The organism is Schaalia dentiphila ATCC 17982, from assembly GCF_000154225.1.
Lineage (GTDB): Bacteria > Actinomycetota > Actinomycetes > Actinomycetales > Actinomycetaceae > Pauljensenia > Pauljensenia dentiphila.
In genome coordinates this window covers 30,527-51,711 of record NZ_DS264586.1, presented here as the reverse complement: position 1 = coordinate 51,711, position 21,185 = coordinate 30,527, and the positions used below count along the sequence as shown (strand labels likewise).

The 21,185-nt window shown below is 61.8% G+C and carries 15 protein-coding genes, 1 tRNA gene and 2 pseudogenes; 14 read left to right on the top strand and 4 right to left on the bottom strand.

Going from position 1 to position 21,185, the window contains the following annotated elements:
- The first annotated feature begins 8 nt into the window (after positions 1 to 8).
- On the top strand, positions 9 to 1,190 hold the full coding sequence (locus ACTODO_RS00235; RefSeq protein ID WP_034512520.1) for a YlbL family protein: 1,182 nt from the start codon (positions 9 to 11) through the stop codon (positions 1,188 to 1,190).
- Positions 1,191 to 1,295: 105 nt separating this feature from the next.
- Here ACTODO_RS00235 and ACTODO_RS00230 read toward each other — a convergent pair whose 3' ends face one another.
- Positions 1,296 to 1,865, bottom strand: a complete 570-nt coding sequence (locus ACTODO_RS00230) for a PPA1309 family protein (RefSeq protein ID WP_003789996.1) — start codon at positions 1,863 to 1,865, stop codon at positions 1,296 to 1,298.
- A 182-nt stretch (positions 1,866 to 2,047) separates the two neighbouring features.
- Here ACTODO_RS00230 and ACTODO_RS00225 point away from each other — a divergent pair, with 182 nt between their 5' ends.
- The 5 genes from ACTODO_RS00225 to ACTODO_RS00205 all read left to right on the top strand — a co-directional run bounded on the left by ACTODO_RS00225 (position 2,048) and on the right by ACTODO_RS00205 (position 8,761).
- Entirely contained in the window at positions 2,048 to 5,062 is a 3,015-nt protein-coding gene (locus tag ACTODO_RS00225; protein ID WP_003789994.1) for a UPF0182 family membrane protein, read from the top strand.
- A gap of 201 nt (positions 5,063 to 5,263) precedes the next feature.
- Positions 5,264 to 6,031 (top strand): hypothetical protein, encoded by a 768-nt coding sequence (locus tag ACTODO_RS00220; protein WP_244262486.1) that lies wholly within the window; start codon positions 5,264 to 5,266, stop codon positions 6,029 to 6,031.
- 204 nt (positions 6,032 to 6,235) lie between these two features.
- Positions 6,236 to 6,682: a hypothetical protein gene (locus ACTODO_RS00215; protein ID WP_131332735.1), complete on the top strand. Its 447-nt coding sequence runs from the start codon at positions 6,236 to 6,238 to the stop codon at positions 6,680 to 6,682.
- A gap of 70 nt (positions 6,683 to 6,752) precedes the next feature.
- A tRNA-Met gene (locus ACTODO_RS00210) sits at positions 6,753 to 6,829 on the top strand.
- A 147-nt stretch (positions 6,830 to 6,976) separates the two neighbouring features.
- The gene (locus ACTODO_RS00205) at positions 6,977 to 8,761 is read left to right on the top strand and encodes a variant leucine-rich repeat-containing protein (RefSeq protein WP_003789989.1); all 1,785 of its coding nucleotides are present in this window, start codon (positions 6,977 to 6,979) and stop codon (positions 8,759 to 8,761) included.
- Positions 8,762 to 8,833: 72 nt separating this feature from the next.
- Here the strand turns inward: ACTODO_RS00205 and ACTODO_RS00200 are convergent, their stop codons facing one another.
- Positions 8,834 to 9,526: an MgtC/SapB family protein gene (locus ACTODO_RS00200; RefSeq protein ID WP_003789987.1), complete on the bottom strand. Its 693-nt coding sequence runs from the start codon at positions 9,524 to 9,526 to the stop codon at positions 8,834 to 8,836.
- A 217-nt stretch (positions 9,527 to 9,743) separates the two neighbouring features.
- Here ACTODO_RS00200 and ACTODO_RS00195 point away from each other — a divergent pair, with 217 nt between their 5' ends.
- From ACTODO_RS00195 to ACTODO_RS00170, 6 genes are all read left to right on the top strand, one after another.
- Positions 9,744 to 11,246 (top strand): amino acid permease, encoded by a 1,503-nt coding sequence (locus tag ACTODO_RS00195; RefSeq protein WP_034511713.1) that lies wholly within the window; start codon positions 9,744 to 9,746, stop codon positions 11,244 to 11,246.
- Between the two features lie 115 nt (positions 11,247 to 11,361).
- Positions 11,362 to 11,994, top strand: a complete 633-nt coding sequence (locus tag ACTODO_RS00190) for a DUF4232 domain-containing protein (RefSeq protein WP_003789982.1) — start codon at positions 11,362 to 11,364, stop codon at positions 11,992 to 11,994.
- Between the two features lie 291 nt (positions 11,995 to 12,285).
- Positions 12,286 to 12,636, top strand: coding sequence for a hypothetical protein (locus ACTODO_RS00185; protein WP_003789978.1), 351 nt, complete (start codon positions 12,286 to 12,288; stop codon positions 12,634 to 12,636).
- Positions 12,637 to 12,799: 163 nt separating this feature from the next.
- Entirely contained in the window at positions 12,800 to 13,720 is a 921-nt protein-coding gene (locus tag ACTODO_RS00180; protein ID WP_244262485.1) for a hypothetical protein, read from the top strand.
- 245 nt (positions 13,721 to 13,965) lie between these two features.
- Positions 13,966 to 15,546, top strand: coding sequence for a type I restriction-modification system subunit M (locus tag ACTODO_RS00175; protein ID WP_034511711.1), 1,581 nt, complete (start codon positions 13,966 to 13,968; stop codon positions 15,544 to 15,546).
- On the top strand, positions 15,543 to 16,694 hold the full coding sequence (locus ACTODO_RS00170; protein ID WP_003789972.1) for a restriction endonuclease subunit S: 1,152 nt from the start codon (positions 15,543 to 15,545) through the stop codon (positions 16,692 to 16,694). Before ACTODO_RS00175 ends, ACTODO_RS00170 begins: the two co-directional genes overlap by 4 nt.
- Before the next feature lie 43 nt (positions 16,695 to 16,737).
- Here ACTODO_RS00170 and ACTODO_RS10365 read toward each other — a convergent pair whose 3' ends face one another.
- Positions 16,738 to 16,965, bottom strand: coding sequence for a DUF2188 domain-containing protein (locus tag ACTODO_RS10365; RefSeq protein ID WP_003789971.1), 228 nt, complete (start codon positions 16,963 to 16,965; stop codon positions 16,738 to 16,740).
- A 321-nt stretch (positions 16,966 to 17,286) separates the two neighbouring features.
- Here ACTODO_RS10365 and ACTODO_RS00165 point away from each other — a divergent pair.
- Positions 17,287 to 18,599, top strand: a pseudogene (locus ACTODO_RS00165) (ISL3 family transposase).
- A gap of 19 nt (positions 18,600 to 18,618) precedes the next feature.
- Positions 18,619 to 18,765: pseudogene (locus ACTODO_RS00160) on the top strand (helix-turn-helix domain-containing protein); the annotation flags it as partial.
- A gap of 131 nt (positions 18,766 to 18,896) precedes the next feature.
- Here the strand turns inward: ACTODO_RS00160 and ACTODO_RS00155 are convergent.
- The gene (locus tag ACTODO_RS00155) at positions 18,897 to 20,807 is read right to left on the bottom strand and encodes an AAA family ATPase (RefSeq protein ID WP_034511709.1); all 1,911 of its coding nucleotides are present in this window, start codon (positions 20,805 to 20,807) and stop codon (positions 18,897 to 18,899) included.
- Positions 20,808 to 21,185: the final 378 nt, after the last annotated feature.

The following is a 21,185-nucleotide window of genomic DNA, read 5'->3' as shown; positions in this document are numbered from 1 at the left end:
ATGCGCAGATGACCTCGGAGAATATCGAGCTGGTGCCCCTGCAGGAGGACGACTCTACCCGGCGTATCCCCATCGTCAGCTGGCGGATTGTCACGGCGGTCCTCGCCGCGCTCGCCATGGTGGTGATCCTCTTCTGGATCCCTGTTCCCTTCGTGGTTAACAGCCCTGGCCCGACCTTCAATGTGCTGGGATCCGACAACGGAGTTCCCATGCTCCAGATCGAGGGAACCGACCCCACAACGGGGGAAGCGATCGAGCAGGACGAGCCTCAGTCCACCTCGTACAAGGCACCCGCGAAGCCGGGGCAGGGGCAGCTGCGCATGGTGACGGTCTCCGAATCGGGAAACCCCAAGTCTCGCCTGAACTTCGCGCAGCTCATCGCCGCGTACTTTGACCCGCACAGCAAGATCGTGGACTACGAGTCGGTGTATCCCAAGGGATTGACGCAGGAACGGTCGAGCGCGGCTCAGCTGGCCATGATGCGCAACTCGCAGACGACCTCGCAGGTCGCCGCCCTCGAGTACCTCGGGTGGGAGGTCCCCGCGACGGTCACGATTGAGGGTGCGGTCGAGGGAACCAACGCGGAAGGGATCGTCCAACAGGGAGACATCCTCCGCGCGATCACGACCCCCGACGGAGTACGTCACGAGATCACCAGCGCCGCAACTCCTTTCGCACTCATGCGCTCGGTGCCGGCCGGTTCCACGATGACGCTGACGATCGAGCGAGAAGGTGCCACGCAGGACGTCTCCTTCGCATCCGTCGCCGCGTCCGCCAACGAGAGCGGCTCCAAGCTCGGCGTCTACCTCTCCGTCGACCCCGCCCTGCCCGTCGACATCACCGTCAACATCGACGGCGTTGGTGGCCCGAGTGCTGGCATGATGTTCTCACTGAGTATCATCGATCGCCTGACCCCCGGTGACATGACCGGCGGCAAGGTCATCGCGGGCACTGGAACCATGTCCTACGACGGGCAAGTCGGAGGTATCGGTGGCATTCAGCAGAAGCTGTGGGGTGCGCACCGCGACGGGGCCCAGTGGTTCCTCGCCCCTTCCGAGAACTGTAACGAGGTCGTTGGACACGTCCCCGACGGGCTGCGCGTCGTCTCGGTGTCCACCCTCGACGAGGCAGTGAACGCCGTGCGCTCCATCGCCGACGGTACCGGGGATGCCCTGCCGACCTGCCAGTAGCGCGGGGGCGCTCTCAAGCCCGCCCACCGACTTTCGTCAGGTAGGCGACAAAGGGCCCCGGCCTCGTCCATCTGGTCCGGACGAGGCCGGGGCCTCTTAACGCTGTCAGGCTTGCTCGTCCGTCACCGGCTCGAGAGACGCTCGCAGGGCATCCACCAGCGCGGGGACGAGCGCCGAGCCCTGCCCGACCTTGTCGTCTGAGTCGAAGGCGCGGGTACGCAAAGCGCACCACGACTCGCCCGTACGCATCACGCCAACGGCCAGACGCACGTCCGTTCGCAGGGGGTGATTCGAGATGAAGGCCAGGGCCTCGTCGGGGTCCTCGGGGGCCTCGTCCTCGACCTCCGGCGGAACGACGATACGCTCGACGGTCAGTGCGGCGCCCGGAACGGTCTCGGGCCAGGCCAGATGCGCCAGAACTTGCTCAATGTCGTCGTCAGCCAGGTCCTCCTGGATGATCGCGCTCAGGTGGTCCTCGGTCCCATCCCAACCAGTGCGCAGCTGCTCGGCAATGTCAGCAGGCAGATTCGGGTCGGCCAGCAGCATCGCCGTCGGTACCAGCGCGTAGATGGACGGGGCGTGATCCCAACCCACGCGGGCCGCGCCCTTCTCAATATCGACAACCACGTTGGCCAGCGCGATCTCGCGCGCGCTCGGCATCATTTCAACAGTCATGCCCCCATAATCTCACGGAGAGCGAATAAGACAGAGACGAAGAAGTGCATGTGCGCGGCTACACTGGATCGGAGCTGATCGGTTTTACAGAGAGGACTGCCGTGAGCTTCAATTTTTCGGTCTTCCCACCGGGGGGAGCGCGTGCGCCCCGAGACCCCGATAGCCCACCCGTCGAGCTGAAGATGCATAAGCCCGGCCCCGGAGCGATCACTCTGGGCGTCCTCATCGCGATCGGCGCTATCATCTACGCCGCGTCGATCGTGTGGACCGAGATCCTGTGGTTCCGCCAGATGAGCGCCACCCGTGTCATTCTTACCCAGTGGGGCGCGCACATCGGCCTGTTCGTCGTTGGTTTCATCGTGGCAGCGGCCCTCATTTTCTTCTCGATGTCCTACGCGTACCGGCATCGCGCGTCCTCGACGCGCGGGCAGGCGTCGGCCTCCCTGCGCGCCTACCAGAAGGCTCTCGAGCCCGTGCGCCGACTCGCGTTCTGGGGTGTCGCTCTGTTCTTCGGTTTCACGAACGGTGCTCGTCTGGCCACGGAGTGGCAGACGCTGCTCCAGTTCCTCAACCGTTCCTCCTTCGATCAGGTTGATCCCCAGTTCGGTCTAGACATCTCGTTCTTCGTGTTCGTCCTGCCCGCACTGAAGGTCCTCGTATCCTTCCTGATGACCGTCACCACCATCGCCCTCATCGCAGCCCTCATCGTGTCCTACCTGTACGGAACGATCCGCCTGGCACCGCGCCCCCACGCCTCGAAGCAGGCGCGCCTGCAGTCCGGCTTGATGGCCGCCTGCCTATCGCTCTTCATCGCCGCGAACTACTGGCTGGGCCGCTACGAGCTGCTCACCTCGGACTCCGGCTCCATTCATGGCGCTATGTACTCCGATATCAACGCGACGTTGCCCGCGCACTCCATCCTGGCGGTCATCTCCGGACTCGTTGCTGTCCTCTTCGTCGTCGCAGCCTTCAAGGGCACGTGGCGCCTGCCTGTCACCGGCGTCGCGGTGACGGTGATCGCCGCCCTCGTCCTGGCTGGCGCCTACCCGGCCCTCGTCGAACAGTTCCGCGTGCGCCCTAACCAGCGCAGCCTTGAATCTCCCTACATTCAGCGCAACATCGACGCCACGCTGGCCGCCTACGGCCTGCAGGACGTCGACTATCAGACGAACTACGACGCGGCCACCACGGCCTCGGCCGGTCAATTCGACACCGAGTCCCTCACCTCCCAGGTGCGTCTGCTCGACCCGCAGGTCATCACAAAGACTGTCCAGCAGCTCCAGCAGTCTCGCCTGTACTACGGCTTCAACTCGGGCATGAAGGTCGACCGCTACAACGTGGGCGGGGAGCGCCGCGACACCGTGATCTCTGTGCGCGAGCTCAACCTCTCAGGCCTGTCCGCCGAGCAGCAGACCTGGGTTAACCAGCACACCGTCTACACCCACGGCTACGGCGCGGTCGCCGCATACGGCAACCAGCTGACCAGCGATGGCCTGCCCTCCTACTGGGAACAGTCCGTGCCCTCCGTCGGCGAGATGGGTGACTACGAGGAGCGCGTCTACTTCAGCCCCGGCTCGCCCGACTACTCGATCGTCGGTGCTCCCGAGGGCTCCGAGCCTCAGGAGCTCGACTACCCGGACGACACCGCGGTTGGCGGCCAGGTATCCACGACCTTCGTCGGCAACGGCGGCCCCTCAGTGGGCAACGTGTGGAACAAGCTCCTGTACGCGATCAAGTTCGGATCCACAGACCTGTTCTTCTCCTCGCAGACGAACGAGGCCTCGCAGATCCTCTACAATCGCGATCCCCTCCAGCGCGTCGCGAAGGTCGCGCCCTACCTGACGCTCGAACAGTCCGCCTACCCGGCGGTCGTCGACATGGACGGCGACCCGTCGACCCCCAAGCGCCTCGTGTGGGTCGTCGACGCGTACACGACCACGAATAACTACCCGTACGCGCAGCACGAGACCCTCTCGAATGCCACCGTGGACTCTCGCTCCACTGAGGTCGGCCAGTACGTCCAGGCCAACAAGATCAACTACATGCGTAACTCCGTCAAGGCCATCGTCGACGCCTACGATGGCTCCGTGCGCCTGTTCCGCTGGGATGACCAGGATCCGATCCTGCGCACCTGGGAAAAGATCTACCCCGGCAGCGTGGAGCCCGTCTCGGCGATCTCGGGCGATCTCATGAGCCACCTGCGCTACCCGGAGGACATGTTCAAGGTTCAGCGCAACCTGCTCGCCACGTACCACGTGACCGACGCTGCTGGCTTCTACTCCGGCGGCGACCGTTGGCGCCTGGCCGAGGAGACCTCCACCCACGGTGCTGCCTCCAGCTCCGACTCCTCCACGCGCGTGGACGCGGCGGGCAACCCCGTGCCCGCTCCGACCGCACTGCAGCCGCCGTACTACCTGACCATGCAGATGCCCGGACAGGACAGCGCTGAGTTCTCCCTGACCTCGGTCTTCGTGCCCGGTGGCGGCGGCGAGGGCCGGCGCGAGGCCATGGCGGGCTTCCTCGCCGTCGACTCCGAGACCGGTAACACCCCCGGCCAGGTGCGCGAGGGATACGGCAAGCTGCGCCTGCTCGCACTGCCGTCCTCGACGACCGTTCCCGGCCCCGGCCAGGTGCAAAACAAGTACGACTCGGACGAGAAGATCGCGACCCAGCTCAACCTGCTCAACCAGGCTGACTCCACGGTCATCCGCGGTAACCTCCTGACCCTGCCGGTCGGCGGCGGCCTGCTCTACGTGCAGCCCGTCTACGTGCAGGGCACGGGCTCGGCGTCCTACCCGGTGCTACGTTCCGTCCTGACGGCCTTCGGCGACAAGGTCGGCTTCGCACCGACCCTGGAAGAATCGCTGCGCCAGCTGGTCGCCGACGATGGTAGTGCGACGACGCCGCAGACCCCGCAGACGCCGCCGGCGAGCGACGACGGCAGCCAGTCGGGTGCGACCCCACCGGCCGCCTCGGGCGACGCGAACGCCCGCCTGACGCAGGCCATCAACGATGCCGCTCAGGCCATGCGTGACGCCGATTCAGCGATGAGTAAGTCCGATTGGACCGCCTTCGGCCAGGCACAGACGCGTCTGCGCGACGCCCTGGCCCGCGCCGAGGCCGCCCAGCAGGAGCTCGGCGCGGCGACGCCCAGCCCGAGCCCATCTGCCACGAGCGGTGCACAAAGTGGCTCATAACCGCTGACGGAAGCCACCGCGCGCCCGGTCCCGCCGATCACATGTCGTGAGGGGGCGGGCGCGCGGTCGTCTGTGGTTTGCGGCAACAACGGCATGGGGGAGCTTATCCCAGCATGAGTTGTTGACCGGCTCGCCTTGGTGCGTCGTTGCTATGGTGAGGACGTCTGTCCTGGGACCCATCGACATCGTGGAAGGAAGACGATGACTCTGCCCAATAATCCCTTCGCTACGCCCTCGGGCGTGCCTCAGCCGAGCCAGGAGCCGGCGGAAGCTTCGTCGCTGCCGGCTCCGACGGGTGCTCCCGTGATGGTGGCGCCGGCCGCACATCCTTTTGGCGCGGCGCCCCTGCACACCGGCGCAGTGAGTTCGGCGCGCTCGTCGCGATCCATGCGCGGACGCATTGCGGCGTGGACGCTCATCGTCTGCCAGAGTATCTCCCTGGTGCACGGATTCATTCCCTATCGGTTTGATCATCTCGATGATTACGTTAGCCGGTTCTCGAACCCGTTGTTCTGGTTGTGGCGTCTGATGGAAATCGTTGTCATCGTGCTTGCGGTGCTCTATATCCGTAAGGGTGCTGCCATTGCGCGCTATGTTGCCGCATGCGTCATTTTGGTCTTGTTCTTTGTTGTTACGCCGATCGTGTTGGTTACTAATGATTCTGTCTGGTACTACGCGTTCGTGCCTGAGCCCGGTATTTATGAGCTCGGACTCTTGGGTGCGCGCTTGCTCCTGATGCGGGTGCTCGATTGGGTCTGTGTCATCGCCGCGATCCTGCTCGCGATCCCTGACTTCAAGCCGGCGCCCTCGCCCTACGCGATGAGCGCTCCCGTCCCTGCCGCAGGAGCGGCCCCGGCCGGCCACGTCACCTCGCCGGCGGTGACGCCCGAGGGTGCTTCGTCCGAGGCGGCGCCCAAGGACTCGTCCGTTCAGGCGACGAACGTGTCAGTGTTCGCCGCGCCCCAGTAACTGCTCTGAGCCGTGTGGACGCGGTCGCGTGAGCGGCTAGGATCGGATCAATGCGCCGCTTCTCGCCGACGGAAGGAGAATGATGGCGGCCCCCGATACCCATGTTCCAGTCCCGTAAACAGTGATGAGCAGCGGGCTGCGCAGATGCCGACGGGCTACGTGAATGCCCCGACCTACGTGCGAGTGGTGCCGGAGAGTAAAGCCGTGGCTACCCGGCGTGGGGTGGTTGCCGCGTGCATCCTCCTGTTCGCGAAGCTGGTGCTCCTCGTCGATATGTTTTTTCCCTGGAGCAATGAGCTCTCGGCGCTGTACGCATCGCGTGCTCAAGGGACGTCATTCTGGTTCTGGATGGTGGTGAATGGCGTGCTCATTGCCTTCCTTATCATCTACCTTGCTAGGCGTGTGAACCCGCTTCGTTACATCGTTGCTGGTGTCGTTCTGGTGACGTACCTGATCATGCAGCCGTGGGTGGCCGTGGCCTTCAGGATGCCCTGGTACACCCCGTATCTGCCGATGCATCAGCCGTATTACAGTGGGATGGATAGCCTGCGGTCGGTAGCAACGTGGGTTCTGTCGTTGACGTGTATCGTGGCTGCGATCCTTCTGGCGATCCCCGACCGGAAGCGAGTCGTTCCCGCTGACAGATACTGACCGCTGGGACGTAAATCACCGCGCACAGTTTGTGCCCTCCCGGTCGATGCGCTAGAGTATCTAGAGCCGACGCGGGGTGGAGCAGTTCGGTAGCTCGCCGGGCTCATAACCCGGAGGTCGCAGGTTCAAATCCTGTCCCCGCTACCACCACAGACCCGGTCCCGTGAGGGGCCGGGTCTTTTGTTTCACGCCCGTGTTTCATGGTGTGAACGTCTTGACGTATACAACCCTCGGCGCGATAGTATTGGCTGTTCGCCATCAGGAACTGCACCTACGGGTGCGAGAGGAATACAGATGAGCACTATCGATCCGTCGCAGCTCACCGCTGCCGACTTGAGCAATCCGGCGCTTTCGGCCCAGGATCTCGCGGATATCACTGCCGCTCGCCCGGACCTGCGTCCCTACGTCGCAACGCACCCGTCGCTGTACCCTGCCCTCGGGCAGTGGCTGGCGGACCAGGGCGTCGTTCCCGCGCAGCCTCCGGCTGCCGAGGAGCCTCCGGCTGCCGAGGAGCCTGCGGTCGCCGAGCCCGAGGCTCCCGCGGAGGAAACCAGCGAGCAGGCCGAGCCTTTCGCCGGTGGCCACGAGGAAGCACAGCCCGAGGCCGAGGCCGCCCTGACCGAGGTTCCCGTCGATCAGCCCGCGGTCGAAGAGGCGCACGTTGAGACTCCCGCAGAGCCCGAGGTCGCTCACGTCGAGCCCGAGGCTCCCGTGAGCGAGGCCACCGACGATAACCTCGAGCAGGCAATCCTCGAGGGCGCCGCGCAGTCCGAGGCTCCCGCTGTCGACGAGGCCGCTCCCGCCCAGTCGACCGAGGAGCAGGTCGCGCAGTCTCCCTTCAGTAACCCGCCGCAGACAGACGCTCAGCCGCAGAGTCAGCCCGAGGTGGGCGTGCAGGCGCAGGGACAGCCGCAGTTCGGCGCGCAGCCGCAGCAGGGCCAGCAGGCCCCCTTTGGCCAGCCCGGCCAACCCCAGTACGGTACTGCTCCCCAGCAGGGTCAGCAGGGTCAGCCCCAGTTCGGCGCGCAGCCGCAGCAGGGCCAGCAGGCCCCCTTTGGCCAGCCCGGCCAACCCCAGTACGGTACTGCTCCCCAGCAGGGTCAGCAGGGTCAGCCCCAGTTCGGCGCGCAGCCGCAGCAGGGCCAGCAGGCCCCCTTCGGCCAGCCCGGTCAGCCCCGCCAGCAGCAGTACGGTCAGCCGGGTTATGCTCCGGCCGGCCAGTCGACGGGCCAGCAGTTCGGTGCTGCCGCCCAGCAGTTCGGTGCTGCCGCGAACTCGGCGTTCAACCAGTTCCAGACGGCCGTTGTGGCCGAAACGGGCAAGGTGAGCGGCCGTTCCGTTCGCGCGACCTACTCGCTCATCGGTATTGCCGCGGCGGCAGTGCTGATCCTCATCTCGATGTTCCTGCCTTACTTCAGTGGCTATGGTATGACCGCGTCGATGTTCGAGGTGAAGGGCGGCTACTCGGCATTCCACCTCATCCTGCTAATTGCTGTTGTCGGCCTGGGCGTCGCCTATTGGTTCACGAACCAGAAGTGGGCGTTCCTGTCGGCGGGCATCGGCGCGCTTGTGGTGGCGTTGCTTGGCATTATTCAGTTCATTGTCGCGCTTTCTAATCAGTACGTCGACGCGGGCTTCGGTGCGTTCTTGCTGGCTTTGTTCTCTATCGCGCTCGGCGCTGCGGGCGGCCTCCTGCTCATGGAACTGAAGACCGGTGCGGTTGCTCCGATCAACAACCCGAATGCCTTCGGTGGCGCGTTCGCTGGCGTGCAGATGGGCCAGCAGCAGGGCCAGTTCGGTCAGCAGCAGGGTGGTTTCCAGGCCCCGCAGGCCGGTCAGCCTCAGTACGGCCAGCAGCAGGGCGGCTTCCAGGCCCCGCAGGCCGGTCAGCCTCAGTACGGCCAGCAGCAGGGCGGCTTCCAGGCCCCGCGGGCCGGTCAGCCTCAGTACGGCCAGCAGCAGGGCGGCTTCCAGGCCCCCCAGGCTCCCCAGGCCGGGCAGCCTCAGTTTGGCCAGCAGCAGGGCCAGCAGCCCCAGCTGGGCGACAAGCCCTACAATCCTTTCGGTCCTCAGGCGTGATGCGCTGAGAGCCTGATGGCATGAACGAGGGGCCCGCGGTGATCCGCGGGCCCCTCGTCTATGCGGTGAGCGCTATTCGTCGTCGTCTTCGCTGAAGTCGACGCCTGCGACGCCATCGAGGTCGGCCAGGGTGGTCACCAGCAGGGAGCGTGAGAGGTCCTGGCGCGTCGATGCGGTGAATCGCGCGGTGGTCGCGCGGTCACTTGAATCCGTGTGGGTCGACACTGCAGAGACGGTCCAGCCGAGGGCTGATACCTGGCTGAGGAGTGTGGAGAGGACGCCGTGCCCCGGCGTGTAATGGATAGTGAGCGTCACGTTGTGGCCATGGGTGCGCATGAGGATGAACTGAACGAGGGGCGTCAGGAGCGCGATGACGATGAAATGCAAAACCGTGCCGGCCGCGGCAAGCCACCACAGGCCCGCGCCACACGCCATGCCGATCGCCGCGGTTTCCCAGATGGTGGCCGCGGTCGTGAGGCCTCGAATCGCGCCGTGACGGGTGAGGATGATGCCCGCGCCGAGGAAGCCGATGCCGGAGACGATCTGCGAGGCGACGCGAGAGGGGTCATATCGGGTGATGCCGTCGACCAGGATGTCGGAGAATCCGTACTTGGAGATAAGCATCATGAGGCAGGCGGTGAGGCCGACGATGGCCTGCGTTCGTATGCCCGCGCTCTTGCCTCGGATCTGTCGTTCGAGGCCGATGGATGCAGAGAGGACGAGGGCGAGGAGCATCCAACCGATGCTCATGAGGGATTGCGTCATAGGAACCTCCTGCGGTGGCGTGGGTGGGTTTAGTGTAACTGCCCGGCGGGTGTGTGGCTCGTTTGGTGCGGGCGAGGCCGTGGTGGGCAACGGGGTGACATAAACGGAAGGAGAGCCCCGGCCTCGTTAAAGAATGAGAAAAGAATCTACCAATGTCGACACAAGCGTTTGTGGGACTAATATGGGACTCGACGATCGACAGATGAGGAACCGACTCATGGCTACCCCCACTCCCGACGACATCGCCAACGATGTGCAGGAGCGCTCCAACACCGCGCTCAAGCGCGGCCTGGCGTCGCGTCACATGCAGATGATCGCCATCGGTGGCGCGATCGGCACGGGCCTGTTCCTGGCCTCCGGTGCGACAGTCGCGAACGCCGGTCCCGGCGGTGCCCTTCTTGCCTACGCGGCGATTGGCCTGATGGTGCTGCTCCTCATGCAGTCCCTGGGTGAGATGAGCGCGCACCAGCCGGTCGCGGGCTCCTTCCAGACCTTCGCCACGAAGTTCATCTCCCCGTCCTTCGGCTTCGCGATGGGGTGGAACTACTGGTTCAACTGGGCGGTGACGGTGGCCGCGGACCTCGTGGCATCGGGCCTCGTCATGGCCTATTGGTTCCCGTCCGTGCCGTCGTGGCTATGGGCGGTGGGCTTCCTCGTGATCGTCGTCGGGCTCAATGCGCTCTCGGCGAGAGTCTACGGTGAGGCCGAGTTCTGGCTGGCGGCCATCAAGGTCGTCATTGTTATCGTCTTCGTCCTGTCGGGCGTCTTCATGATCGCCGGCGTGATGGGCGAAAACTCTCCGGGCCTGTCGAATTGGACGATCGGGGACGCGCCCTTCCACAACGGCTTCGTGGGCGTTATTGCAGTCTTTATGATCGCGGGCTTTTCCTTCCAGGGCACCGAGCTGGTGGGTGTGGCAGCGGGTGAGTCTGAGAATCCTCGCAGGGATGTGCCGCGCTCGATTCGCACGGTTTTCTGGCGCATCATGTTCTTCTACATCGGTGCGATCGCGGTCATCGGTACGCTGCTACCGTACACGGACCCGAGTCTGCTGAGCGCGGCCGATGACTCGGCAAACAACATCGCACAGTCGCCCTTTACGCTCGTGTTCGCGCGCATGGGCATCGGCGCGGCGGCCGCCGTCATGAACGCGGTCATCCTGACCTCAATCCTGTCCGCGGGCAACTCGGGCCTGTACGCGGCCTCGCGCATGCTGCACTCAATGGCCCTCAAGCGCCAGGCGCCCGCGATCTTCGCCCGCGTCACCAAGGGCGGCGTGCCCGCCTACGCGATGGCGGTGACGACGGTGACTGCGGCGCTTGGCTTCCTTACACAGCTGGTCTTCAACGACGCGTACATCTGGCTGGTGAACATCGTCGGTATTTCCGGCATCATCATGTGGCTGGGTATCGCGGTCAGTCATATTCGTTTCCGCCGCGCCTACCTGCTGCAGGGGTATCGCCTCGAGGACCTGCCATATCGATCGCCGTTCTTCCCGGCGGGCCCGATCATCGCTTTCGTCATGTGCTTGGTGGTCATGGCGGGACAGAACTATGAAGCTGTGCTTCACGGCCAGGTCTGGGAGGTTGCCTCTTCCTACATCGGCCTGCCGCTGTTCGGCGTGGTCTGGTGGGGCTACCACGTCGCGCGCAAGGATCGGGTGGTGCCGCTGGCTGAGATGGACGTGGCCCCCGTGGAGATCGAGCCTGTCACTCGATAGAGGGGACGAGGCCGGGGCCGGGTGGGCAGTTAACACCCGGTGCGCCCCTTGTCTCCCCTGGGCTCTGCCCGGCGTGGCGGTGCGTGAGCGGCGTGGCACTTCATAGGATGGGGCCATGATCAACACGCGACGCATTCTTGCCGTGACCTCCCTGTCCATCCTGGGCCTGGGCATTGCCGCCTGCTCCCCGCAGGGCGCGCAGCCCCAGTCGGGGTCGACGGCCTCGTCCGCTTCCCCGAGCGCTTCCGCCTCTCAGAACGACATGCCCTCCCAGAGCGGCGCTGGCCCTCAGAGCGGCGTGCCCGACGAGGGAAACCAGGCCCCCGACGTCAATGTCGCCGACAACGACCAGCGCTGCGACCTGACGAACCTGCAGCCCTCCATCGATTCTCAGCAGGAAGCGGGCGGCACCACCTACGTGGAAATCGGCTTCACGAACGAGGGGCCATCGTGCTGGATTGACGGCTTCCCGCAGATCATCTTCTCCGGCGGCGGCTCCGTCATCTCCACCGCCGTGCGCGATGGTGAGGACCCCGGCAACGTCTACACGATCGCTCAGGGTGGCCGCGTGGGCGTGACACTGACAGCAGAATCGACGGACGGAGTTGAGGGGTGTAACCCCGCTGATTCGGAGCTGGTCGACATCATGCCCGAGGCGGGCACCGGCGCGACGAGCCTGCAGCTGACCGTGCGCGTGTGCCAGGAGATGCCTTCGGTGTCGGTGAGCCCCTTCGAGCCGCGTTCCTGAACGCGCGGGCCCAGCTAATTCGTGAGGCGGGCGGCGAGACGGATGATGTTTCGCCGCTCGTCTGCGTCTATCGGCACGGCGTTTGCTTTCTCAACGAAGGTCGCGGTCATTTCTGGTGACGGAATATGAGATTTGGGCGTGTGCTGCTAGGCTGAACCATCTGGAAGAAGTCGCGCATACGCAGCGTCACATCGAGGCGACGGTGTCGGTGCGCGTGGCCCCTTCTTCGCCGGTCGACGCGTGACCTGTGCGCGCCGACTGCGCACACTGAGATTTTAAGGAGACACTCCCATGGGTATGCGTTCCACGACGCAGGCATTCCAGTTCGAGGTGCCGTTCGAGCAGCTGTTCCAGCTCGCCACCCCGGCCGCGCAGTCCGTTCCGAAGGCGACTGTGACGCTCGCCGACCCCAACCGTCAGGTTGTCACCTTCGATACCCCGATGGGCATGATGTCCTGGGGCGAGAACATCGTCGCCGGTTTTATTCCCTCCGTGGGCAGCACCATCGTTGAAGTCACCTGCACGACCAAAGGTCTGCCCAACCTCATGCAGGACAGCCGCAACCGCAAGCTGATCGCGCAGTTCGTGACCGCTCTGTCCAACCTCGCGCAGACCACCGCCGTGGAGGTCGCTCGCTCCTGACGGCCCCTGAGCGTCAGGCTCGGCCCCGGCCTCGTTGATTCCTGAACGAGGTCGGGGCCGAACCGTGCGCGCAGGACTGGCCGATTGCGGTCGAGGAGTGCGTGCGCGATAGGCTGGATGCATGAGTGCCTTCGGGGCACCACGCGAGGAGGATCGGAGACGTATGAACAAGTTTGCGCCGCCCACAGGCGACGAGAACGCCGCTCCCGGGACTGTGCCCGCCGAGCAGGCTGGTGCTGCCCAGCCGGTGCCCGGGCCGAATAGCGCATGGAATCAGGGGAGTGGTGCTCCGATGAGCCAGCCTTGGGCGCCCGCACCGGCTCCCGTGGCGCAACCTGGTTTGCAGATGGCGAGGTCGAGCTACGGCACCTTCTACGCGGTCACAGACAAGGACGGGAGATCGCTGGGCCGCTGGCTCATCTGGAGCATTGGGCTGGCGTGCGCCGCCTTGTTCACGTGGATCGGTATCGAGGGCGGCGAATGGTTCTACGCGTCGGCTTCGATCACCGGTGGCGTCGTCTGCCTGCTGCTGGGAGCGGCAGAGGGAGGCCGGTCACCCTGGTTTGTCAGTGTCGTGTCCACGCCCGACGGAACGATTCTCGTGCGTCCCGGTTCCACCGTGATGTATCTTCGTGTCCTCACAGCGCTACTTGCCAGTGCCGCGGGAGTGTGTTTCTTCTACGTGTCTCTCTTCAGCGTAGACGCTGATATCAGGAGCATCGCGGGTGGTAACGTGCTGTCAGCCGCAGTGGTCGCGCTCTACCTGGTTGCCAAGATTATCGGATCTCAGAGCCGTGAATGCATCGTCGTGAGCCAGCAGCGTGTGGATATGTGGGGCAAGGGCGGCATCCACTATTCGATCCCGTGGAGCGACCAGCCCAGGGTGATCGGGCAGCGCAACAGTGGTAGGAGCCTGTTGATTGGTGCCGGACAGAATATCGAATGTCTCGTCGTGTTCACGACTCTGCGCATCCGTCCGTCGCGCGTGAGAAGCCTGCTCACCTACTACCAGACAACGCCGGGTGCGCTCGACCGCCTCTCCACCCCCGAGGCGCGTGACGAGGCCATGAAGGTCCTGAGCTGAACGCCATGCGTTGAATCCGCAGTGGTGATCTGACCGCTCGACTCGGCCGCGTCCTCGTTCATAGTGACGAGGCCGGGGCGGGAGGCGGACATCGACGCCTCTCGGAGCGCGATGGTCTGCAGATGTGGGGTCGTGCCGTAAGCTAATTTGTGCGGCCGGCACCTTGGGTTTATAGCGGGCTAGCAGAGATGAAAAGACCAAGTGGGGGCGCAGCTGATGCGCTCTACGCCGGAAATGAGGACATCGTGGCGGCAGTGATTGAGCGAGCGGAGCTGCATAAGACGATCTGGCGTATTGCCAACGACCTGCGCGGCAGTGTGGACGGGTGGGACTTCAAGAGCTACGTCCTCGGATTCCTGTTCTATCGCTTCATCTCGGAGAATCTGACGGACTACGTGAACGCCACTGAGCGTGAGGCAATTATCGCCGAAGGTGGAACCCCCGAAGAGGCCGCGGCCTTCGATTATGCGACCCTCAGCAACGAGGATGCGGAAGCGGCACGTGACGGCATCGTCAAGGAAAAAGGCTTCTTTATTCGTCCCTCTGACTTGTTTGGGAACGTGCGCGCTCAGGCTGCCGGTGATGAGAATCTGAACGAGACCCTCTCCTACGCCTTCCGCTTCATCGAAAACTCGGCGCGGGGCAGCGGCTCCGAGTCGGATCTTCGCGGCCTCTTCGACGACGTGGACGTGAACTCCACGAAGCTCGGGAACACGGTCGCTCAGCGCAACGCGAAGCTCGTCAAGATCATGGACGCCATCGGCGATCTGCCCCTGGAGCACGGTGCTGCGCAGATCGACGCCTTCGGCGACGCCTACGAGTACCTGATGACCATGTACGCCTCGAGTGCGGGCAAGTCGGGCGGCGAGTTCTACACGCCGCAGGAGGTCGCCGAAGTCCTCGCGACCCTCGCCCTGGATGGGCGCTCCGACGTCGCGCGCGTGTACGATCCCTGCGCGGGCTCGGGGTCTCTGCTCCTGAAGTTCGCGAAGCTTCTCGGGCCGTCGAGCAGTCGCCAGTATTTCGGCCAGGAGATCAACCTGACGACGTACAACCTGTGCCGCATCAACATGTTCCTGCACGACGTCAACTTCTCGAACTTCGACATCGCGCTGGGGGACACCCTGACGGAACCTGCCCACTGGGACGATCAGCCGTTCGACGCGATCGTCTCGAACCCTCCGTATTCGACGAAGTGGGTGGGCAAGGACGACATCGCTCTTATTAATGATCCGCGCTTCGCGCCGGCGGGCGTTCTGGCCCCCAAATCTAAGGCTGACCTGGCCTTCACCATGCACATGCTGCACTGGCTGGCTGAGGATGGGACGGCCGCGATCGTCGAGTTCCCGGGTGTCCTGTATCGCGGCGGTGCCGAGGGGAAGATTCGCCGCTACCTGGTCGAAAACAACTTCGTGCACGCGGTGATTCAGCTGCCGCCGGACCTGTTCTTTGGGACCACGATCGCGACCTGCATCATCGTGCTCAAGAAGGCGCGCCCCGACCATAGCGTCCTCTTCGTGGATGCGTCCGCCGAGTGCGTGCGTGAAGGGAACAAGAATCGCCTGACGGCGGAGAATCAGCAGCGGATCCTCTCTCTTGTGTCCGAGCGTCAGGCCGTCGACCATGTGGCTGCCTTGGTGTCGATCGACGACATTAAGGACAATGACTGGAACCTGTCGGTGTCCTCCTACGTCGAGCCTGAGGACACGCGCGAGCAGGTGGACATCGTTGAGCTGAACACTCGGATCGCCGGCATCGTGGAGCGTCAGCGTGAGCTGCGTGCCTCCATCGACGCGATCGTCGCAGAACTGGAGGCCGACCGATGAGCCGCCTCGCTGACCTGATTGCGGAGCTGTGCCCGGACGGGGTGGAGTATCGAGCCCTTGGAGATGTCGCAGAACTCAAACGCGGGGAGGCGGTGACACGCAAGGAGGTCGTGGAGGGGCAAGTCCCCGTTATCGCGGGTGGTCGCGAGCCTGCGTACTATATCGATCGTTCGAATCGGCAGGGGGAGACAATCGTTATTGCGGGTTCGGGTGCCTACGCTGGTTTTGTGTCGTTTTGGGATGAGCCTATTTTTGTTTCCGATGCATTTTCTATCGTGGTTGACCGTAGCGTTCTGCAACCGCGATTCGTCTATCACTGGTTGAGTGGTAGGCAGGAGGCGATTCATGCGCTGAAGAGTGGCGGCGGCGTTCCGCATGTCTATCCAAAGGATGTGGCGAAACTGAGGTGTCCGGTTCCTCCGCTGGAAGTGCAGCGGGAGATTGTGAGAATACTGGATCAGTTCACGACGCTGGAAGCGGAGCTGGAAGCGGAGCTGGAAGCAAGGCGGACCCAGTATGCGCACTACCGCACCCACTTGCTCTCGTATGAATCACTTGCTGCTCGAGGTCCGGTCAATGTGATTGAGTTGCAAGATGTCGGTGTTGTTCGAATGTGTAAACGAATACATAAGGCTGAGACAAGCATTCAGGGCGATATTCCTTTCTTTAAGATATCCACATTTGGTGGAACGCCAACATCCTTCATTTCTGCTGAACTGTATGGGAAATACAAAGATAAATATCCTTATCCCAAGAAAGGTGACCTTCTGATTTCAGCTGCTGGCACCATTGGACAGATAGTTCGGTTTGATGGAGCTGATGCATATTTTCAGGACTCAAATATTGTCTGGCTCGAACATGACGAATCGATTGTTCTAAATCGCTATCTATACTATGTCTATCTGAATACAAGATGGACTACTGATGGAGGGACTATCAAGCGTCTGTATAACAATAGAATTCTGCAACAACAGATTTGTGTTCCTCCGATCGAGACGCAAATTACTATTGCCGATTTACTCGACCGCTTCGACGCCCTCGTCAACGATATCTCGTCGGGTCTCCCCGCCGAGATTGCGGCCCGCCGCGCCCAGTACGAGCACTACAGGGATCGCCTGCTGTCCTTCCCCGAGAAGAAAGCCGAATAACGAACTGAGGGGGCGGGTGTTAGACCCGCCCCCTCAGTGGTAACTAGCCCCTGCTTCGACGGGGATCGTTCCCAGGCTTGATGGTGTCCTGGGCGCGGATCTTCCCGTTCTCTCCTCGCGTCCGCATCTCGCCGCCACCCTGATTAGCCAGAATGTCGCGTGCGCGCTGTTGAGCAGCTGCCTGCGTAGGTTCAACCGCGGATGCTCTGGATGCGTTCGGATCGAAAACACCCCACCCGTCGCCATGTCGGCGTACTTCTCGAATGTTCATTTGTCACCTCCTTCCTTCCACGTAGGTAGGGTAGGAGGGGGCATGCACATCTGCGTCCATTCCATCTATAAATGACGAACGGCTGGTGCTCGATTCCGTGTATCTTCTTTAACTTCGCACGTAATTCTCTTCCGCGGCTTTTGAAGTGATTTCTTTAGACGTTGATATTCCGCAGAAAAACTTCGGGAAGCAGGAGATTGGCGGCTCTTCGCATTTGAGGGTGTAGGTGTTGTGGGCGGGGTTGGGTGTGTCGTGGCCGGGTAGGGGTCGAGGTCTTTCGATGATGGAGATTCCTACACCGTCCATCTGAAAGACCTCGACGTGGCCAATACTATCTTTGATCGCCCTGATCTGAGCGCGTTCACGCGCCTGGATGACCTGGGGTTGGAGGTGACGGGCCAGCGCATGTGGCCAGACCATGCAGTGTTGGCGTGCCGGATTGCTGGTGAGGATCGGTGGTGTCGACGCTGCGGATGCCAGGGCATTTCTCGTGACACGGTGGTCAGGCGCTTGGCGCACGAGCCCTGCGGGTGGCGTCCCACGATCTTGCACGTGAGCGTGCGCCGCTACCGGTGCGAGACGTGTGCTCACGTGTGGCGCCAAGACATGAGCCAAGCGGCCGATCCACGCGCCAAGCTCTCGCGCGCAGCGGTGCGCTGGGCGCTCACTGGGCTGGTCGTTCATCATGTGACGGTGACGCGCATCGCCCAGGCCCTCGGCGTGTCCTGGAAGAGCCGCCAACACCGCTGTTCTGGCTGAAGGGGCGCGTCTGCTGATCAATGATCCAGCACGGTGTGAAGGCGTGCGTGTCATTGGCGTGGATGAACACGTGTGGCGCCACACCCCCTATGGGGACAGGTACGTCACCGTCATCTTGGATTTGACACCCATCCGAGAACGCAGCGACCCCTCTCGGCTCCTGGACATGGTCCCGGGCCGATCCAAGCGGGTCTTCAAAACCTGGCTGGCCTCCCGCCCCAACACGTGGCGCAGCCGCATCGAGATCGTCGCGATGGATGGATTCACCGGGTTCAAAAGCGCAGCCGCCGAAGAACTCCCCGACGCAAGGGCAGTCATGGACCCCTTCCACGTCGTGCACCTTGCCGGTGATGCTCTCGATGAGTGCCGCAGGCGCATCCAGCAAGAACTCCACCACCGGCGCGGGCGTGCCACCGACCCCCTCTACAAGGCCCGCAGAATGTTACACACCCGCTCATGCCTGCTCACGCCACGCCAACAACACCAGATCCTCGACCTGTTCGCCAGCGATTACCACGTCGCCCTCGAAGTCACCTGGAGCGCCCACCAGAACATCACCTGGCGCCTACCGTGATCCCAACAAAATCCGCGGTAAGGCCCTGATGCAAGCCGAAATAGCCTGTCTTAGCGACGCGGGCGTGCCTAGCTCCCTCACGGAGATCGTCACACTGGGAAGAACGCTCAAACTCCGAGCCGGGGACATCCTGGCCTACTTCGACCACCCCCACACCAGCAATGGCCCCACCGAAGCCATCAACGGACGCCTCGAACACCTACGCGGCTCCGCCCTCGGGTTCCGTAACCTCACCCACTACATCACCCGAGCACTCCTCGAAACCGGAGGATTCAGACCCCAACTACACCCCCAATTATGAAGAGCCCCTATCGCAGGAGAAGCTGGCCGAGCGCACCACCCTGCACTGGTCGTACATCGGCCAGGTCGAACGCGGCCAACGCAACCTCAGCCTCCACAGCATCCTCCGCATCGCCCACGCCCAAGACACCGACGCCGGTGGGCTGGTGAGCGGGTTGGAGGTGTAGGAGAAGGATCGGCGCAGCACTCCTACAGCACTGCGCCGATCCCGACGAACGACAACCAACGAGTTTCTATAGGTTGCCCATCGCCTCTAGGCAACGTGAAATAGAGGCCTCTGTGTCGCTCTCTTATACCCCTAATCCAAGAGCGCATTAATTTGCTGAATCAGAACCTCTGACGCCGATAACTGCTCCTCTGACATTTCGGTGGTTTCTTTCATCCTCAGTAGCGCACCAGCAGGCGAGTAGTGATTGAAACGACCATTGTTGAGACTGCGGGAAACGAAAGCATCCTCAACTCGCTTAACGATCCTTGGCCCATCAGGCAGTTCGTCAAGTGTGAGAGACGTGCCAGCGAGTTCACCACGATAGGCTTCATTAACCAAATCAACATACAGCTGCGCAGGCAAAAGATCTTCGATATCAGCCTCCTCGGTCCCGGAGGCATTACCGATCTGGACGATTCCAGCATCGTACAGCTTGCCGCTCGCTTTCAATCTTCCGATGGTCTTATTGTTCTGCGCTGATGAATCTGCAAGGACGCATACCTTCATCTGATTTGCTCCAAAGAGCGTCAGGAACGCAGCAAGCTTCGAAATACCGCCACCAGGAACGAGAACCCACCGATCATCAAGTCCAGTCTTTCCAGCCTTGATAAGTTGCTCAGAAAGGTACTGTAGATAGATAACATCTGACGGACCTTCGACCAATAGAACGTTTGGCCCAACAAAAAGCGTTTGCGTCAGCTCAACCCCAAGGGCTGCATGCAATGGGAACGCCGACTCAGCATCTGTCTTAAGGATATCAGACGACACAGTGGTGCCTGTTTCAGGAGCATCAATCACTGTTCTCACACAACCGAAATTATGTGGATCAATCATGAACGGTGAGTGCGTGGTAAAAATTACTTGATGGCGCGCCGCAAGACGTTCATTTATAAATCGAAGAAGATCGTGCTGTGCTGTCGCATGAAGACTCAGACCAGGCTCGTCAAGCAGAAGAATAAGTGGCTGCGTCGACTCCTCTTCTAACTTCGAAAAGTACGCCAGGAACGAGAAGAACCAGACGAACCCACGGGAGCGCTCGTCGAACGGGACGGTGACGCGGTGACGTCGGTTCTCCACACGAACTTGCAGAAGCGGTGCTTGGTCAAGTGGAGCTTCCGCCCCTGCCTCAGCTGTTGCGATAACTTGCAATCTCACCTGAAGTTCTTTATTCTGGCTCCAGTAATCAAAGACTTCGTCACTGATAGTGTTCCATGCATTCTCCATCTGTCGAATCAGATGTTCGTGACTATCCGGAGAGCTGAAGTCTTCAAGTTCCACCTCGGCCATTGACAGAAGTGCCAAAAGAGCCTCTTCGCCACGCTCAAGCGCACCACTATCGCGGTGAGAGATCAATCTCGGGATAGAGACTTTACCAGGCATGACATCATAGTCACCAAAGTAGACAAACTTCGGACGACGTTTGCTCAAGATGTCAATCGCAGCAAGAACAGGATCGCTGTCACGCCAGGCTTTGATTTTCTCCAACGTAGCGGTGGCGGTCGGTGTGTCCGATTCAAGACGTTGAAGAATCTCGACCAAACCGTCGATAGTCGAGGCGCCTTCCACCTTCGTTTTATCTGCTGCGGGCAGGTCGAGACTATCGCGAAGAGAATTCAGTACTTTCTCTCTATTTACAGATATTGACCAATTTGTTCTATTGAACCGAAATCCAGCCGCGACAACAACACGTTTATCGTCGAGAACCCCAGGACAAAGGGATGCTTCGATAGCAGCGATATCATCACCGTCGAGTTCATAGGTTAAATCAGTAACCTTAACTGTCGCCCCCTTTGCGATCTCTCTAGTTCTATGGGTTGGAAAGTCAAGGTCAGGATCAAACTTAGCGCGATCCACCGGATTACTCTTATAGAGAGACTGCAACACTGCGGTTTTGCCGGACTCATTCTTACCGACAAGTGCTGTTACATCAGGTTCCACATCAAACTCTGTTGGTTCGCCGATACTGCGGTACCGTTGAATACTAGCGTGAACGAGCTTCATTTACTTCTCCTAGTGAATTGTTTGCTGGCATAGTGTTCCGTCCACTACGCGCCATCCTTCATTATACATCAGATATCATCACAGAACGGTCACATTTTGTCTTTTCGACGCCTTGCTCCGCGAGGCTACGTATCCCCTTCCTTGCAACAGGCATCGAGACTAACCGCCACTTATCTACAGGGTGCCGCACCAAACAATGCGCTACAGTTGAAGTCGCTAGATTGCGAAATTAGACCGTTCATTATTCTTCTCATAACCCCGAAATCATTGTATACTGAATGGAGTAATGCATGTCTATACATCAGAATATCCGCGGTTGCCTGGATCATCCTATAACGAATCACTGAACCACGCCCGCCGGGAATATAGCATAATCGG

Coding starts and splice junctions, on each gene's coding strand:
- ACTODO_RS00235 (WP_034512520.1), top strand. CDS start 9: ATGACCTCGGAGAATATCGAGCTGGTGCCCCTGCAGGAGGACGACTCT.
- ACTODO_RS00230 (WP_003789996.1), bottom strand. CDS start 1,865: ATGACTGTTGAAATGATGCCGAGCGCGCGCGAGATCGCGCTGGCCAAC.
- ACTODO_RS00225 (WP_003789994.1), top strand. CDS start 2,048: ATGCATAAGCCCGGCCCCGGAGCGATCACTCTGGGCGTCCTCATCGCG.
- ACTODO_RS00220 (WP_244262486.1), top strand. CDS start 5,264: ATGACTCTGCCCAATAATCCCTTCGCTACGCCCTCGGGCGTGCCTCAG.
- ACTODO_RS00205 (WP_003789989.1), top strand. CDS start 6,977: ATGAGCACTATCGATCCGTCGCAGCTCACCGCTGCCGACTTGAGCAAT.
- ACTODO_RS00200 (WP_003789987.1), bottom strand. CDS start 9,526: ATGACGCAATCCCTCATGAGCATCGGTTGGATGCTCCTCGCCCTCGTC.
- ACTODO_RS00195 (WP_034511713.1), top strand. CDS start 9,744: ATGGCTACCCCCACTCCCGACGACATCGCCAACGATGTGCAGGAGCGC.
- ACTODO_RS00190 (WP_003789982.1), top strand. CDS start 11,362: ATGATCAACACGCGACGCATTCTTGCCGTGACCTCCCTGTCCATCCTG.
- ACTODO_RS00185 (WP_003789978.1), top strand. CDS start 12,286: ATGGGTATGCGTTCCACGACGCAGGCATTCCAGTTCGAGGTGCCGTTC.
- ACTODO_RS00180 (WP_244262485.1), top strand. CDS start 12,800: ATGAACAAGTTTGCGCCGCCCACAGGCGACGAGAACGCCGCTCCCGGG.
- ACTODO_RS00170 (WP_003789972.1), top strand. CDS start 15,543: ATGAGCCGCCTCGCTGACCTGATTGCGGAGCTGTGCCCGGACGGGGTG.
- ACTODO_RS10365 (WP_003789971.1), bottom strand. CDS start 16,965: ATGAACATTCGAGAAGTACGCCGACATGGCGACGGGTGGGGTGTTTTC.
- ACTODO_RS00155 (WP_034511709.1), bottom strand. CDS start 20,807: ATGAAGCTCGTTCACGCTAGTATTCAACGGTACCGCAGTATCGGCGAA.